Source organism: Clostridium autoethanogenum DSM 10061 (assembly GCF_001484725.1).
GTDB classification, from domain to species: domain Bacteria; phylum Bacillota; class Clostridia; order Clostridiales; family Clostridiaceae; genus Clostridium_B; species Clostridium_B ljungdahlii.
This window is the reverse complement of sequence record NZ_CP012395.1, coordinates 102,374-119,893: the sequence shown is the minus strand read 5'-3', so window position 1 is coordinate 119,893 and position 17,520 is coordinate 102,374. Positions and strand designations below refer to the sequence as shown.

At 31.1% G+C, this 17,520-nt stretch carries 11 protein-coding genes and 1 other annotated feature; of the genes, 1 reads left to right on the top strand and 10 read right to left on the bottom strand.

Going from position 1 to position 17,520, the window contains the following annotated elements:
* Window position 1: 1 nt before the first annotated feature.
* The 3 genes from CLAU_RS00545 to CLAU_RS00535 form a co-directional block, all read right to left on the bottom strand.
* Window positions 2-805 (bottom strand): electron transfer flavoprotein subunit beta/FixA family protein, encoded by an 804-nt coding sequence (locus CLAU_RS00545; RefSeq protein ID WP_013238687.1) that lies wholly within the window; start codon window positions 803-805, stop codon window positions 2-4.
* A 167-nt stretch (window positions 806-972) separates the two neighbouring features.
* Window positions 973-1,172: a binding site (T-box leader), on the bottom strand.
* A gap of 64 nt (window positions 1,173-1,236) precedes the next feature.
* On the bottom strand, window positions 1,237-4,731 hold the full coding sequence (locus CLAU_RS00540) for an AAA family ATPase (protein WP_029170102.1): 3,495 nt from the start codon (window positions 4,729-4,731) through the stop codon (window positions 1,237-1,239).
* Window positions 4,718-5,938 (bottom strand): exonuclease SbcCD subunit D, encoded by a 1,221-nt coding sequence (locus CLAU_RS00535; RefSeq protein ID WP_023161680.1) that lies wholly within the window; start codon window positions 5,936-5,938, stop codon window positions 4,718-4,720. Before CLAU_RS00535 ends, CLAU_RS00540 begins: the two co-directional genes overlap by 14 nt.
* Before the next feature lie 321 nt (window positions 5,939-6,259).
* Between CLAU_RS00535 and CLAU_RS00530 the strand changes: the two genes are divergently transcribed.
* Window positions 6,260-7,564, top strand: a complete 1,305-nt coding sequence (locus tag CLAU_RS00530) for a DUF2334 domain-containing protein (RefSeq protein ID WP_023161679.1) — start codon at window positions 6,260-6,262, stop codon at window positions 7,562-7,564.
* A gap of 30 nt (window positions 7,565-7,594) precedes the next feature.
* On the opposite strand, the gene CLAU_RS00525 is transcribed toward CLAU_RS00530, so the two are convergent.
* The 7 genes from CLAU_RS00525 to CLAU_RS00495 all read right to left on the bottom strand — a co-directional run bounded on the left by CLAU_RS00525 (window position 7,595) and on the right by CLAU_RS00495 (window position 17,520).
* The gene (locus CLAU_RS00525) at window positions 7,595-8,941 is read right to left on the bottom strand and encodes a [Fe-Fe] hydrogenase large subunit C-terminal domain-containing protein (protein ID WP_013238683.1); all 1,347 of its coding nucleotides are present in this window, start codon (window positions 8,939-8,941) and stop codon (window positions 7,595-7,597) included.
* Window positions 8,942-9,135: 194 nt separating this feature from the next.
* Window positions 9,136-11,781, bottom strand: a complete 2,646-nt coding sequence (locus CLAU_RS00520) for a penicillin-binding transpeptidase domain-containing protein (protein WP_013238682.1) — start codon at window positions 11,779-11,781, stop codon at window positions 9,136-9,138.
* 159 nt (window positions 11,782-11,940) lie between these two features.
* Complete coding sequence (locus CLAU_RS00515) at window positions 11,941-12,837, bottom strand: deoxyribonuclease IV (protein WP_013238681.1); 897 nt, start codon at window positions 12,835-12,837, stop codon at window positions 11,941-11,943.
* A gap of 127 nt (window positions 12,838-12,964) precedes the next feature.
* On the bottom strand, window positions 12,965-13,828 hold the full coding sequence (locus CLAU_RS00510; protein WP_013238680.1) for an EamA family transporter: 864 nt from the start codon (window positions 13,826-13,828) through the stop codon (window positions 12,965-12,967).
* A gap of 73 nt (window positions 13,829-13,901) precedes the next feature.
* A complete protein-coding gene (locus CLAU_RS00505; protein WP_023161678.1) occupies window positions 13,902-14,348 on the bottom strand; it encodes a helix-turn-helix domain-containing protein in 447 nt (148 codons plus the stop codon).
* Window positions 14,349-14,717: 369 nt separating this feature from the next.
* Window positions 14,718-16,613: a sigma-54-dependent Fis family transcriptional regulator gene (locus tag CLAU_RS00500; protein WP_029170104.1), complete on the bottom strand. Its 1,896-nt coding sequence runs from the start codon at window positions 16,611-16,613 to the stop codon at window positions 14,718-14,720.
* Window positions 16,614-16,833: 220 nt separating this feature from the next.
* Window positions 16,834-17,520 (bottom strand): HesA/MoeB/ThiF family protein, encoded by a 687-nt coding sequence (locus CLAU_RS00495; protein WP_013238677.1) that lies wholly within the window; start codon window positions 17,518-17,520, stop codon window positions 16,834-16,836.

Here is a 17,520-nt window from a genome sequence, read left to right as displayed (position 1 = left end):
ATTATGCCTCCAAAATTTTCTTTTTTCTAAATATATCTACAAGTTCATCTTCTGCCTTAGCTGCATCCCCTTTTCTATAAATTTTTCCTTGTCTTTTCTGTATTTTTGGTACTTCTATCTTTTTAACCTTTGTAGGTGATCCTTTAAAGCCAACTTTATCAGCATCTGTATATTCCTTTAAATCTTCAAATTTTAAAGTCTGTATTTCTGCCTTTCTAGCTTTCATTTTATTTTTAAAGCTCGGAAGCCTTGGTTCATTTATATCTTTAGTAACTGTAATTAAAGCTGGTAACTTTACACTTTTTAAATAAGTTCCTTCCCATATTTCAGAACAAACTTCAACTTTATCATCACTTGCATCTGTAATCTTACTTACATAACTTGCATGAGGTATATCCAAAAATTCTGCAACTTCAGGTCCAACCTGACCTGTATCTCCATCCACAGTTTTTTCCCCAGCAATCACCAAATCACAGCTGCCTATTTTTTTTATTGCACTTGCAAGTATAGATGATGTAGCCTTAGTATCTGACCCTCCAAATTTTACATCGCTTATAAGAATTCCTTCATTAGCACCTCTTGCAATGCATTCCCTCAATGCCTGATCTGCACTTGGGGGTCCCATGCTGACTACTGTAACCTTAGCATCAATTTTTTCACTTATTTGCACTGCTGCTTCCAGTGCATTTAGATCAAATGGATTAATCTCTACACCTGCAGATTTACGATCCACTACTCCCTTTTCTCTATCAAATTTTACTTTTTCCATATCAGGAACCTGTTTAATTAAAACTACAATATTCATTACCAAGTCTCCATCCCTTCTGTAAATTTTTTTAAATTAACTGGTATGCTGTCACACTCATATCGGGTAAAGCTTCACCGCGTTATCAATGTAAAGGTTACAAATAAAGCAATATCTACTACACCTTTAGCCTATACTTTTGGTGTATAAAAAAAACAGCTCTCTTTCGCTGGGGCGAAAAAGTCTGTCGCGGTACCACCCAATTTTTACTTGATTCATATAACGGCCTATACAAGCCGGATCAGCTTACAATATATTCAGCCTACAGCTCCAGGATGATCTTAGATATGTATATTTATGAGATTTCACCTTACCCCACTCTCTTTAAAATATTTAACATATCTACTAGTCCTGTCATTGCTTTTATCTTTAAACACGAGTTTACTATAAGTTTAAATCAATGTCAATAAAAAATTCCAATGATTTCATAATTAATTTATTTCTATTTTAACTTTACTTCCACCCATTCCTGCCTCTGCAGGAGCAACTATAAGCTTTACAGGCATCCTATCTTTAATTGATTCAAGATGACTTATTATACCTATGGACAGCCTATCATTATGAATTTTCTCCAGTGAATCCATAACCACTTCCAGGAGGTTATCATCAAGAGTTCCAAAACCTTCATCCAGGAAGAATAGTTCTAGCGGCGCACTTCCCTTTAATTGTATTTGGGCGGATAGTGCTAGTGCTAGTGCCAGTGATGTTACAAAAGTCTCTCCCCCAGATAAAGTAGATGCATCTCTTTGTGCTCCACCATTTTTATAATCCCTTATGATGAATCTGCCATCCTTATCAACTTCCAATCCATAATTTCCACAAGTAATCTCCTTTAGCCTCTTGTCTGCTTCTATGGATATATATTTCAACTGATTCTGGGCTACAAATTCCACAAACTTTTTCCCTTTGAACAGTTTATCCAGATCATCTAAAAGACTTAACTCATATTCTAGTTTCTGTTTTTTATTTAAAAGTTTTGTAAGCTGACCTATTTTTTCGTCTATATCCTTGACTTCCCTTTCAAGCTCTATTTTGTCTTTTTTCAACTTTTCTAAAGTTTCAGTATTTTTATCTCTAGTACTTTGTATTTCAATCCATCTGTCTTCACTTAAACTCCTGTCACCTATTTTTGTATTAAGGTTTTCTATAGTACCAATTATTTTAACACTTGCATTTCTATATTGTTCTATTTTAATCTTAAGTTCCTCAATTTTATCCTTAGACATATAGTTATTTTTAGCCTCAACTATATTTTCAATTTTTTCTTCTGATAAGGCCTTCCTTAGATTTTCCAGGTCATCTGCACATCTCTCATTTAAGCTAACTAAATTTTTCTGAGCTGCTATTATGCTGCTGCTGCATTCATTGTACTGCTTTTCTATTTTTTTACTGTTTTTTTCTGTTTCCTCATATTCATACTCTATTTTTTTTATGTTACCTAATATCTCTCTTTTTAAATTTTCTAAGTCTTCCCTACCACAGGCTTTATCTTTTATACTATTTTCTTTTTCTACTATGCTTTTATTTTTTTCTACAAAGGTAGCACTATTTTTGCTTAACTGTGTCCGTAAAGTCATTAATTTTTCATTTAAACTCTCTTTTTTTCTTTGCTCAATTTCTAAATCTTTTCTTAGATTTTTTATAATATTTTCAAGTAATGTTTTACTTTTCTCCTTTTCAAGGATTTCCTCATTCTTTTCTTTAAAATTACAGATACCAAGTTCTTGTTTTAATGATTCATATTCACTATTTACTTTTGCACACTTCTGGTCTATTTTCTGAAAACTTTCCTGTAACTTTTGAAGCTGAGAACTGTTTTCTACCTTTCTCGTAACTGATTTACTGTATTCAATTTCTATGACATTTTTATCTTGATTTAAAATTTTAATCTTATTTTCCAGAGTTATTTTTTTATTATTGAATTCATCCACAGCTTTCTTTAAATTATTAAACTTACTTTCAACATCTTTTAAAGGAAATGCTTTAAAATTCTCACCTAATTCTTTTATCTTTTTCTGTCTGTCTGCTGTGTTTTCTTTTTGTACTTTAATATTCGTATCTATTTTCACTATTTCATTATTTAGTTTATTACTTCTTTGAATTTTTGCATCCAAATCAAGTTTTAGCTCTTTCAAATTACTTGAATCTAAAATTATAACATTTTGTACAACATGATGAACTGATCCACATACAGGACAAGGCTCTCCTTCTACTAAAGATTTCCTCAAAGTATGTGCCAAATTTTCAGTTTCAATCTTTTTTACTTTTTTATCTATTTCTTCAATTTCATTTTCCAAATTACCTTTTTCACTTTTCTTGTCTTGAAGCTCAATTTTAAGCTTTTCTATTAAAGTAGTGCTGCTACGCAAATCACCTTCATATTCATAATATTTACTCCATTTGTCTCTTGCATCTGTTAAATTTTTCTGCAAAGCTAAAAGTAAGTTTTGATCACCAGGACAGTTCTCTATTAAATTATTCAATAACTTATTATTGTCTTCTAATAAATTAGATTTTTCATTATTTTTTTTAGCTAGTATTTCACTTTTCTTTTCTTCAGTTTCAATATTTGATTTCAAGCTTTCTATATCCCTAACTGCACTTTTTTTCTGTTCACCAATACTTTCAAGGTTGTTCAGAATCACTATGCCTTCATTAATCTTTTTCTTATACTCTTCTGGGATTTTCAAAGCCTGCATTTTATTTTCACTATCTTTTATCTGACAGTTTATCCTACTAATGTCTACCTCACTTTTTTCTATATTCCTACCATTAGTTTGCAAATCTTGTTTTAAAACCGCAATATTTTTTTCTAATTTTTCTTTATCATGAAGTAACATATTCAAAACTGACTTTTCTTCTATTGCCTCAATAGCCTTTTGTTCCTTTATTTTTAAATCAGGCAATTCATTATTTCTTTTATTTTTGGCATTCTCTAATTTATTTTCTATTTCATCTTTATTATTTTTTATAGATTTCATAGTATCATTTAAAATCAAAAGTTCTTTTTCTATACTTCTAATTTTTGAGATCGTATTTTCATATTCATCAATATAAGGTTTTACTTTTGCTGCACTTTCCCCTAATAAAACTTTTTGCTGGATTTCATTTATGTATACTTCACTTTTCTTAAGTTTCTCCTGCTCTATAACTTGATGTTTTAACTCTTCTTGAAGATTCCACAGTTCTTTTCCATCGTTAAATTCATTTTGCGAATTAACTAGTTCACTTTGACACTTATCATAATTTTTATTTAATTCGCAAAGTGCCTTTTTCTTCTCTTCCAAAACTTTCTCATTTATATTTTCATATCCCTTTAACTCGCCTTCAACTAAATTTGCCTTATTTTTTTCCCTGCCAATCTTCTTTGACAATTTTTCAGAAAGCTCATAACCATATTCTTGAAGGTTAAAAAGTCTTTCAAGCATATTTCTTCTGTCTTTTCCCTCAAGCCTTAAAAATTCATTAAATTTCCCCTGGGGCAAAACTACAGTCCTTGTAAAATCCTCTAACCTAAGCCCAATAATATCCTCACATTTTTCAGTTACATTTCTAGCCCCTTCTTCTAATATCTTTTCCACATCATCTGTAACATCCACTATTTTAGCTAACTTACTTCTAGGGCTGCCTGTTTTATTGTCTCTTTTAAATTCTCTCTCAACTCTATATTTTTTTATATTTCTTCCAGATATCTGGAATTCAAAACTAACACTTAAAGTATTACAATTTATATTAATATAATTTGAACTTTTTCTGGATGTTTCACCATATAAGGCCAGAGTCATGCCATCAAGTATGGTCGATTTTCCACTTCCAGTAGGTCCAAATATTCCAAACAAACCTCTTTGGGTTAATTTTCCAAAATCTATACATTGTGATTCTATAAAACTATTTAATCCTTTTATTTTAAGTCTAATTGGCTTCATTGTTTTCGTCACCTTCCATAACAGACAATAACATATTAACTAATTCTTCCTGAGGTTCTACTTTTCTCTCTTTTAAATAAAACTCTTTAAAAATATCCTTAAAGGATTTCTGCGAAAAACTATTTATATCAAAATTGTCATTGCTTTTTTCAACTATTTTAGGCATAATTTCAATTATATCTTTCTTAGTAGTTTTCATTATTTTTATTTCATCTTCTCTTATATACCTGTCCGTAGTTATCTCCAAATAAACCCAACAATTCCTATCTTTATTTTCTTCACATTTTTCTATTGCATCCTGAATACTTTTACATTTCCACACCTCTATGGGCTTATATGTTTTAAATTCTATATCCTTTACTATACACTTTTCTCCTGCTTTTACATCTATAATAAAGCATTTCTTTTTAAAATTAATTTCCTTTTTATTGTATTCTAAAGGAGATCCCGAATACCTAGCCCTCTTTTCCGTAGCTGGTACTATTTGAGGTTTATGTACGTGACCAAGTGCAATATACTGGGCATTTTGAGGAAAACAGCTTGAATCTACTATAAAGCTTCCTCCAAGCTGGGCATTTCTCTCTGAGCCTGATTCTTCACTACCCATAGTAAATAAATGAGATACTACTATATTTATAGTATCCTCTCTATAATTTTCACTTAATTTACTAAACAATGCCTTTATTCTATCACCATAAGACTTAGCCCTTTCCTCTTCCTCATCCATATCTCCATACAAAACTTCATTTAGCCTCTTTTCACTTGGAAAAGGAACTGTAAGTATGACAGCTTTTTCTTCATTTATATGAATTTCAATAAATCCTTCTCCTGAACTCACAACTGTATGTCTACCATAATTTCCTATAGGCACTACAGATTTTGGTGTACCCACCATTATAATTCCATGATCTCTAGCTAAAGGTCCTGCTGCTACTAACCTGTCAGGATTATCATGATTACCTGCTATAACCAAAGTAACTCTCTCCCCATTTGAAGACAGTTTTTTTAGCGTATCATAAAACATTTTTTCCGCTCTTGCAGGTGGATTAGGACTATCATAAATGTCTCCTGCAATAATTATTAAATCCACATTGTTCTCCGAAACTATATGTACAAAATCTTTGAGGAAAGCCTCCTGTTCATCCATACGACTATGTCCCTCTAGATTTTTTCCCAAATGCCAATCAGAAGTATGTAAAATTCTCATTAATTCTCCTCCACATCTTTCATCAAAAACATCATAAATAATTGGCTACTTATGATGTTTTTTAACCATTTACTTACATTTACTATGAGCTCTAAATTTTACTATATTATAACATAAAATTATTTTACTCACCTAAATAGACCTGTATTTAATCCTTATGTAATTTGCACCATATAAGTTAAATTTAACTTAATACATATATTTCTATAAAAGCAATATAATAAATAGTATTAAAGTATTATTTTTGAAAGAAGTGATATTATTAGAAGCCGTAAATTTATTATATTAACAATTATAATTGCACTTACTGTTTTTACATTATTGGGTGCGATAATTTTTAAAAGCAGTATTTTTAATGTAAAAGGCAGCTCCAGCTATAAAAATTTTTCATTAGACAGCTTCGACTTAAAAAAAGCACCTATAAACTTAGTTTATGAAAACAAAAAAATTAAGATTGACTTACCTATAGGTGTAAAAAGCAACATATATTACATACCTGTAAATGAAATAGTATCTAATTTAGATGGAAAATTTTCAATAAAACATGGGAAAGCTGAATTAAATTTTCTCTCAACACGTTCTCTTATTGATACTAAAAGGGCTACTTATAAAATAAATGGAACAACACATAAGTTAAGACACAAAGTATTTTTAAAACAAAACATTTTATATATATCCCTATTTGATTTTACCAATATGTTTAACTTAAAAACTTATTGGAATGAAAAAAGTTCAGAAATTTGCTTTTACAAAAATAAGGATATAGTTACCTTAAGTACTACCCCTGTAAAGAAGAAAGCAGCTTTACTAAGATTAGAAGACATTTCTGCAGGAGGACTTTACAACTCCCATGAAACCTTAGAAAAATTGCGGATAGTAACTGATTATTTATATGCTAAAGGAACAATATTTTACGTTGCCTGGGTTCCAAGATATGTTGATCCTTCCATGAATATAGACAACAATTTATTGGAAAAAAATAATATGTTTAATGCTGACTTTGTATTTACACTGGATTACATGATAAATAAAAATGGTATTTTAGGACTTCATGGATACACTCATCAATATGGAAATACAAAAAGCATTGACGCAATAGAATTTCACCGAAGTAAAAAAGATAATATTCCAGCAAGTGCTGAATATGCTAAGGATAGAATTAGTAAGGCTATAGAGACAGCAAAGGCATTGGATATAAATTGTGATTTTTTTGAAGCACCCCATTATGCCATACTACCCGAACAAATGACAGCAATAGAAAAGTCCTTCAATTATATGTATGAACCTTATTCAATAAATGGAGGTTTTACAGAATCCAAACATATTGTAAAGTTTGAAAACAGTCATAGAAAAGCTGTTTACATTCCAACTCCCTTAGGATATGTAGATGGTAAAAGTGATTGCAGAAATATGTTGAATAAAATAAGGGAAATAAATGACAATACGGTTGCAAGTTTATTCTACCACCCATACATTGAGTTTGACTATATAAATCTTTTAACAGAGAAAAATGGATACCCAACTTACACTTATTCAAGCAATTCACCACTGCACCAGATGCTAGAAGTACTTAATAAAAGGGGTTATAACTTTAATAGTATAGATAATTTGTTAAGAAGCAAATAAATCAACTTATTTGCTTCTTATAATTTCAAATTAAAATTCTCGTTCTAACAGTTCTATTTTTTTCTCATCCTTAAAATCATCTATAGAATGTATATCCAAAGCATGTAATACTCCATGCATGCATTCACTATCTACAGCAACTTTTATTTCAGAATCTTGTGCAAATTTATTTACTCGATCCCTACCTTCATCCTTAAGTACAATTGCTTTGGGACCACCTACACATCCGCCAATGCAGCCCATTCCTTCAATAAAATTAGCTTTTATTTCTCCATTTTGCACCTTGGTAAGCATTTCTCTACATTCTCTAATGCCATTTGCCTGAATTGCACTAAATAGTTTATGCTTTTCAGGGAAAATTCTTTCCACAGCTTCGCTTACTGCAATAGAAACTCCCCCTGTACGAGCATATAATCTTCCACCCCTAGACGCATATTTAGAGGAAAAATCTCCTTCAAGTTTAGATGGAACTATATGAAAAGCATCAAATATATCTCTTAATTCTTCAAAAGTAAGTACGAAATCTATTGCTCCTTTTATGTCTTCTTCCTTTGCCTCAGATTTTTTAGCAATACATGGTCCTATAAACACTACCTTGCAGTAAGGGTTTAACTTTTTAAGTACTCTTCCTCCTGCAACCATTGGAGATACAGAGGGGGATACGTGTTTAACCAAATTACTGTATACCTTTTTTACCATAGCTACCCACATAGGGCAGCAGCAGGAGGTTATCATAAAATCTTTTTCATCTTTTACATGATTGTCAAATTCAATAGACTCCTTTAAAGTAAGCATATCTGCAAAAAATGCCACTTCAATCATATCAGTAAATCCCAGTTTTTTAAAAGCAGTCCTAAGTTGATCCATAGTAACATCTTCGCCAAACTGTCCTATTATGGCAGGAGCCACTATAGCCACAACTGGAGATTTGCTTTTTAAAATATCAGCAAGAGGAATGAACTGAACTTTATCCATTATTCCCCCAGTAGGACAAACATCTACACAAAAACCACAATCGGTACATTTTTCTTTATCTATGTAAGCACAATTTTTCTTATTGTCTATAAAAATTGCATCAAAAGGACATGTTTTTTGACAAAGTATCTCACCTTTTTCATCCACACATTCCATGGAACAGTCTCTAACTTTATTGACTACTTTACCTTCTTGTTTATAAGACTTTATTGCTTTTTTCAAATTTTCTATAAAATTGGAACTATAATCTATATTAGTGCCGCACAACGTAGATATAATCTTACACAATTCCTGTTTATCCATTTTAGACTCTAATAAAAATGACATCACTTCTTCTTCAAAATTTCCACTATAATATGCCTTTATTATGAATTTAAATAGATTCCTATAATCATCTCTCAATTTACACTACATCTCCTCTTAACCATTCATCAAAAACTTGCTCATTACAGTTAATTTTCTCTAATTCAATAGCTTCTAATAACTAATATACTTTCCTTATCTAAAGGATAATACTCACAAATTTTTGTTAAACCTAAAGGAGCATTTAAGTACACTATTCAAACAATGGAATATAGTACTGCAACAATAGACATTCATTTAATTTTATTATTTATATTAAAGTATGAAGAATAAATATCTTTAGCTACAGAAGCTGCACCAACTCCTCCGTGGCCACCATCGAATAAAACCACACATACTGCTATTTCCGGTTTATCACTAGGAGCAAATCCTATATACTCTGCATAGTCCGTTCTTCCAACTTGTTCTTGATTACCAAGACTTTGAGCAGTACCTGTTTTACCTGCTGTACTTTTTGGGAATCCGTTAAATACATGAGCTGCTGTACCATTTTCATTAACGGCATTCATTCCTTCTTTGACAGATTCCAAATTTGCAGCACTGACACCAGTTTTTTTCATAACCTCTGGCTTGATTTTTTCAATTACTTTGCCATCTGTATCTAGATATTGATCTACCAAGTGGAGTTTATATCTAGTACCTCCATTTGCAAGAGTTGCAACATAATTCACTATTTGAAGAGGCGTAAATTGATTTAATCCTTGACCTATAGCAGCATCTTCTATATTTGCAGGTACTTTTAGTTGTGCATTGGCATCTGAAATAGTAATACTATATATTTCATTGATTAAACTATTCATTTGGCTGTCACTTATATCCCTTTTATTATTAACATCCTTTGATGTAAGTTCTGAAAATAATTCCTTATATTTTGATTTGTCAAAAGAACTAGTTCCATTTTTTATACAATCTTTTATAAGATTTTTAATATAATTTTTAATTTGTGTTGTTTCTTTTGAATCATTATCGTTATCATATAAATCTATTGTAACAATTTTGTGTCCGTAGTCATCTTGCCCATTTTTAAGTACAGACATAGTTTTCCAAAGATAAGTACTAGCATAAGCAGTTTTATTCGACACAGTATTATATACCTGCCCAAACTTTTCTGGTATTTCTATTCCCGTAGCAGCTTTAACACTGCTGTTTGGATCTATACCCAATCCAAACTTCCATGCATATTTTGCCAGAATATTATCTCCCAACGCATTTCTAAGCTTTTCTGCCACTGTCATGAAATAGGGGTTACTGGATTTCTCTATGGCACTTATAAGATTTACAACTCCTTGAGGGCCATCCGACTTAAACTCTACTATTTTTCCTCCCTGATCAAATTTTCCTTGATCATCTACAGTAAAATCTGGAGTTATGACTCCAGTTTCAAGACCTGCAATAGCAGTTATGGGTTTAAAAGTAGAACCTGGAGGAATAAGAGATTGAGTAGCATAATTATAAAAAGGTTTTGGATATATATCATATACATCTTTTCTTATAGTGCTATTATTCTTTATGCTCTTATCAATTGGGAAAAGTTCATTTAGTACTTCATCCTCACTTTCTCCTGGATAATTAGCTGTAATTCCTCGTGTTTCAATATATTTTCTACCAAACTGTTCTAAATTAGGGTTAAAATATTCATCATACATTTCTGAAGACAATTTTCCTGGTACTGTAAACAAATTTGGATCATATCTGGGTACCTGAGCCATTGCTATTATTGCTCCCGTATTTACATTTACTGCGACAGCTTCTCCTCTTGTGGCATTTGAAGTATTTGATCCTTGCTGCTCATTAGGATTACTCCTAAGATATGCCAAAGTACTTTCAAGGGAATTTTCTGCTGCTTTTTGTACATTTGTATCTATAGTAAGCTGTACTGTCTGTCCAGGACACGATTCCTTTTTTCCAAGTTCTTCAGTTATTTTTCCATTTTTATCTAGCTTTACTATCCTTCCACCCTTTGATCCTTTTAGTCTGTCTTCAAGAGCTCCTTCAATTCCTGCTTGCCCTACGTAATCACTATTTACATTATATCCTTTTTCTGTATATCTTTCATAACTAGAAGATATTTTTGATATATACCCTAAAAAGTTTGATCCTAAATCTCCATTTGGATAAGATCTTATAGGTTCTGTGGTCACATCCATTCCTGGGAGTTCATTTAATATTTGCAAAAATTTAAAGGCAGTTTCTTTTTTTATATTGCTAGCCACAATAACAGGTTTATACCCTGAAAAGCTATTCATTTTTAAGGTGTCTTTCACAATCATGAGCCTTCTCTGTTGTTCTAGAGGATAAGTATTACTTATACCATATCGTTTCATAAGCTTTTTGAAGGTATCCTCTGGAGACATATTCAAAAGTTCTTTATTAACCTGCACTTTAAGTTCATCATCAGGTATATTCTTGCTTTTTTTCTTGATATTTTTTTCTAATTCCTCATTTAATCCCCGATCTCTTTTGAACTTGATTTCAAGATTTTTTCTTGTATCCTCATCATCACTTCTAAATTCAAATCTATAAGGATTCACTTTTAGTTCAAAATCATCCTGCTGACTTTCGCCACTGTCATCCAATATTTTAAATACCTTATTCATAGTACTAAAAAAAACTTTATCCTGATTATCAGTTTGATTATATATCAACATGTATCCCTGGGTACTGGCAGCTAAAATATTGCCCTTAGAATCCAAAATTTGTCCTCTTGGAGCTATGTCTGAAATTTCTTTTATAGATTTATTACTTGCCTTTTCCTTGTACTCAGCGCCTTGCACTACTTGAAGAAAAAAAAGCCTTATGATTATTGTGGAAAAAATAATTATCATAATTGCTATAAGAATAGTATATCTTGTAATACTAAATCTTTTCTTTTCATTCATAAAATATCTCCCCTAAATTTATATTTCCATACTTTAGTTTATATACAAAAATGATATAAAATGGTAAATAATAAAATTATTGTAACATATAAATTATAACATATAATACATATATTTTTTCCATATATGTGATAATTTATTTAGGGGAGAATTATATTATCAATTTGTAAATATATCTTGTTTAATATTTTCATTAAACTTTTTAGCTTTAAGCATAGCGATTTCATATTTATAGGGAGGTCTTTTTTCACCTTCAGTATTTGCTAAATAAGGTGTTTCTAAAATTTTAGGAACATCTTTTAAATCTTCATGATTTGCTACATAAGAAAGTGCATCAAATCCAATGCTGCCAAATCCAATCATTTCATGCCTGTCTTTTCTACTCCCTTTAGGATTTTTACTGTCATTTAAGTGAATTACTTTTAATCTATCTATACCTACTATATGATCAAACTCATTCAATATCCCGTCAAAATCCTCTGCTACATTATATCCGGCATCGTTAATATGGCAGGTGTCAAGGCAAACTGTAATTTTTTCGTTGTATTTTACTCCATCTATTATTTTTGCAATTTCCTCAAAATTTCTTCCACATTCCGATCCCTTTCCTGCCATCGTTTCAAGAGCTATCTGTACAGTTTGATCTCCAGTTATAACTTCATTTAATCCATTTACAATCTGTGCTATTCCAACTTCCGTACCTGCCCCTACATGGGCACCAGGATGCAGCACAAGCTGTTTTACTTTTTTTATAGCAGAAGACCTCTCTATTTCTTGTCTTAAGAAATTCACTCCAAGTTCAAAAGTAGCAGGCTTTATACTATTTCCAATATTTATTATATAAGGAGCATGAACTACTATTTCATCAATACCATTTTCATTCATCTTTTCTATTGCTTCATCAATTCTAAGCTTTTCTAAAGGTTTTCTAGAAGTATTTTGAGGTGCTCCTGTATAAAACATAAAAGTATTTGCACCATAAGAAAGAGCTTCTTTTACAGAACCTAAAAGCATATCTTTTCCATTCATTGAAACATGTGAACCTATCTTAAGCATGTAATCACCTTTTTCCATAAGTATTTTTATTAAAATTTATACCCTAAGCATTTCTAATACATAATTATACTACAAATCTCAATTATTGTACCAAAAGGATATGTAAATCTATCTTCACAAATGTAAACTATTTTATCAATAGTACTAAAGTACCTATTACAATTATTATTAATCCCCAAAATGACCTTTTCGTAAGTTTTTCTTTTAAAATAAAATATGAAAATACAATTGAAATAACAATACTCAATTTATCTATAGGTACAACTACGCTTGCAAGACCTTTTTGCAGCGCTCTGTAATAGCAAAGCCACGAAGCTCCTGTTGTAATTCCTGAAAGACAAATAAACAAGCAGCTCCTTTTATCAATATTTTTAATTTCATTTTGTTTTTTCGAAACAAAAACTACTGCCCACGCCATAATTAATACAACAATGGTTCTGATTGCAGTTCCTAAATTTGATTCAACTCCACTGATTCCCACTTTTCCAAGAATTGAAGTCAAACTTGCAAACACCGCTGACAGCGCAGCATAAAATAACCATCTGCTATCTACAATTTCTTTGTTTTTCACTTCCTTCTTAGTTATCATCATATATGTGCCTATTCCTATAGCACACATACCAATGAATTTTATCCAAGTAATCTTTTCCCCTAATAAGATAAAAGCTAAAATCATAGTTAATACTGTACTTGATTTATCTATTGGTGTTACTTTATTTACATTCCCAAGCTGAAGAGCCTTAAAATAACAAAGCCATGAAGCTCCTGTTGCCAGTCCTGACAATATCAAAAAAAGTAAACTTTGTCCACTTATTTGATAAATCGTATTTTTGGAACCAACAATAAGAACTATGAGCCATGAAAAAATTAATATAGCAATAGTCCTGATTGCAGTTGCCAGATTAGAATCTGTTTTTTTTATTCCGATCTTAGCTAAAATAGCTGTAATTCCAGCAAAAAATGCTGAACCAAATGCAAATAATACCCACATTAGAATTTCCTTCTTTCTACTTATCCTATTGCTTATACAAAATAATCAACATCTATAATTTTTGATATATAGATTATTTCTTATTGGATTCAAACCTTGAATTTTCCCGCAAATCCCAGAACACTTTAAATTCCAGTTTTTCAACTTCTCTCTGCTGTTTATAACTGATACGCAGCGTGGAATTATCAGGAACTTCTATATCTTTGTCAAGTTGTTTCAGAATTGATTTTATTTTATAACCATGCTCCTTCACTGTTTTCAGCGTTTCATCAATTTTGTCAAAGAGAGCAGTAGACTCACCCGAAATATCCTCTGAAACAATATATCGTTCATTTTGATTGATGTAATCCATAGAATCTCCAGACGCAATCCAATTTATCAATGCTTGTTTGTTGAAGCGCCATTCACGCCCGATTTTTCTGGCAGGAACATGTTCTTCACGCAATAATTTGATTAAAGTTTTTTCGCTGACTCCTAAAAAATCAATAGCCTGTTCAAGGTTTAATATATTGTTGTCCAAAACGTAACACCTCTCCTTTATTACTTACCTTTTAATAACATTATAGTATAGGTGAACAGCTATATCAACGTAAACTGAATTTAGCATGAATATAACTGAATTTAATCATTGTATAGTATTAATATAATTGATTTAACTATTATTTTCGTTTCTTAGCTTGATGACTATGGGGGTATTACCCCTATAATAAATAATCAAATTTTGTACATAATATTATATGAATCAATATTGATTCCTCTTTGATTAATTTGAGCAAGAAATATTAAAAAAATACCCTATAGAGTATATTAAAAACTCTATAGGGTATTTTTTTATATGACAAAATATAAGCTACTAAAACAATTTTTTTAACCAGCATTATAAAAAATTTTATACCTTTATATTATACTTTTCAATCTTGCTGTACAAAGTATTTCTTCTTATACCAAGTGCTTCTGCTGAATGGGTTATATTCCCCTTAAATTTCTTCAACACTTTAATTACATGTTCTTTTTCCACATAATCTAATTTTAGACAGTCATCACTAACATCCACAAGTACCTCATTATCACAATCTTCTTCCGTAAAATAATCTGCAGGTATAGATCCTGTATTCACAATTAGTTCAACCAAATTTTCTAATTCCCTTATGTTCCCAGGCCAGTTGTATTTAATCATTTTCTTCAAGTATTCTTTTGATATAACTGGCTCCTTTTTATTTAATTTTTGTGAAATATTCTTAACAAAATATTGAATAAGAAGAGGTATATCCTTTTTTCTTTCTTTAAGTGTAGGTAAGAATAAAGGCAGCACATTTAATCTGTAATATAAATCCTTTCTAAATCTTCCAGCTTCTACTTCCTTTTTCAAATCTCTATTGGTGGCAGCTATAATTCTTACATCTACAGGTATAGGCTTTGAACTTCCAATTGTTGTTATTACACCCTCTTGTACAACCCTTAGAAGCTTTGTCTGCATATCAAGAGGCATTTCTCCAATTTCATCCAACATTATAGTTCCACCATCTGCCAATTTAAATTTTCCAAGATTTCCACCTTTTTTAGCCCCTGTAAAAGCTCCTTCTTCATATCCAAAAAGCTCCGACTCTATAAGTTGTTTAGGGATAGCACCACAATTTAAAGCTATAAATGGTCCATCTACTCTGCTGCTGTAATTATGAATGGATTGTGCAAACACTTCTTTTCCTGTACCACTTTCCCCCATTACAAGTATAGTTGATTTGCTATCTGAAATCTTTTTTGCATAATTTATTACTTTTGTAAAGCTTTCATCCTGGCCGATTATATTATCAAAAGTATAATAAGCCTGTCCATTACTTCTTTTCTTTACCTTTTCGATTTTATCAAAAACATATACTATCTCAACATTATCGTCTTCACAGTTATATATACAGCTAGTAGTTAACTGATATCGAGTTCCGTTTTTCACTACTGCTACATTTGTTTCTTTTAAATCATCTTGCCCTAAACATATCAATGTCTTTATATCATTCCAATTTTCTATGATATCTTCTATTTTATATGTTTGTAATTTACTGTTTGTAATACTAAACATATCTTGAGCTTTTTTATTGCAAATTTTAATTTTTCCATTTATATCAGAACTTACTATAGCAATAGGACTAGAATTAAATATGTTCTCCATATATTTGTAGTTCATATTTTTAATCTTGTTATACTCTTTTACTTTAAGCATTTCTTCTATAGCATTTGATGCTGCTATAACCATACCAAGGGTATGGGAATGTACAAACTCGATATATCCAGTAAGGCTCAAAACTCCTATAAGTTTTCCTTTATTATCTTTTATAGGTGCTGCAGAGCATGTCCACTTATGATATGCATTAATAAAATGATCATCTCCAGAAATTTGAACTGGCAGCTTACTCCTTATAACCATGCTCATAGCATTTGTCCCAATATTTTCTTCATCCATAAAAGCTCCCGGCACCATTTTCAAAGAAAAGGCTTCTGAAAGTATTTTTTCATCGCCTAAAGCATTTAATATACATCCTTCTTCGTCTGTAAGTAATACAAAAAAATTAAACTTCTTTACAAAATTGACCAAATGTTCCATATAAGGTGCTGCAGTCAATATTAAATTTCTGTTAGCTGCAAATCTTTTTTGTAATTCAACATCATATATTATTTTTTTACTAAATACCTGATGTGGGTCAATAAGGAACTTTTTGCACCTTTTATGTGAAAGTTCTATATCTGATTTGGATACAACTACATTGCCTAATTTGCAAATAGCTGCATTCATTATAATTCCTCCAATCATAACAACAATTCCAATTCCACTTTTCATTATTATAGGAAAATTCATCTAAACTTAGTGGGATAAACAAAACTCTAAATAGAAAGCGACTATCACCAAATCAAAGATTTGGGATATCTGCTTGCACACAGCGAAAGCGACTATCACCAAATCAAAGATTTGGGATATCTGCTTTTCCCACTAAGTAAGATTCATGGATAAATTTTTACCCAAGTGGAACTATTTCATACTCACTAGAGAGAAGATCCATAAAAGCCATCTTTTTTCTTAAAAGTTCTCCTCTTCCTAAAAGAATCTTTATTACTTCACTTACTTCAATTGAGGCTGCTAAAGCTGGTGTAAATGATGGATTACCCATTTCCTTTTCGATTCCTTTGGCTGTTTGTTTATCTACATTATAAATCTTGTTTAAGGTATCATCTCCTGGAAATATAGTAGTAACTTGAGCATACCATCCTGCTATAGCTCCATGAACCATTGGTATATTAAGTTTTTTGCAGCTGCGTTGAAGTAATAATCTCGCTGGTATGCTGTCAAGAGCATCTACTACCACATCGTGATTACTTAAAATACTGCAGGCATTATCTTCTAAAAGCATTTTTCCTAATGCTTTTACCTCTATTAGTGGATTTACTTTTTCCATTCTAAGCTTTGCTTCCAGTGCTTTACTAAAACCTATAGTATCTGTACTTGAAAGTATTTGTCTATTCAAATTAGATTCTTCAAATACGTCTCCATCTACTGCAGTAATACTTCCTATTCCTATTCTTCCAAGCATCTCAATAACATAACCACCAATTCCTCCACAGCCTACAACACAAACTTTAAAGTTCTTTAAGTTATCATTTTCTTCTTTTGACAGGGTTTTCATGTTTCTAACATAGCGTTCCAA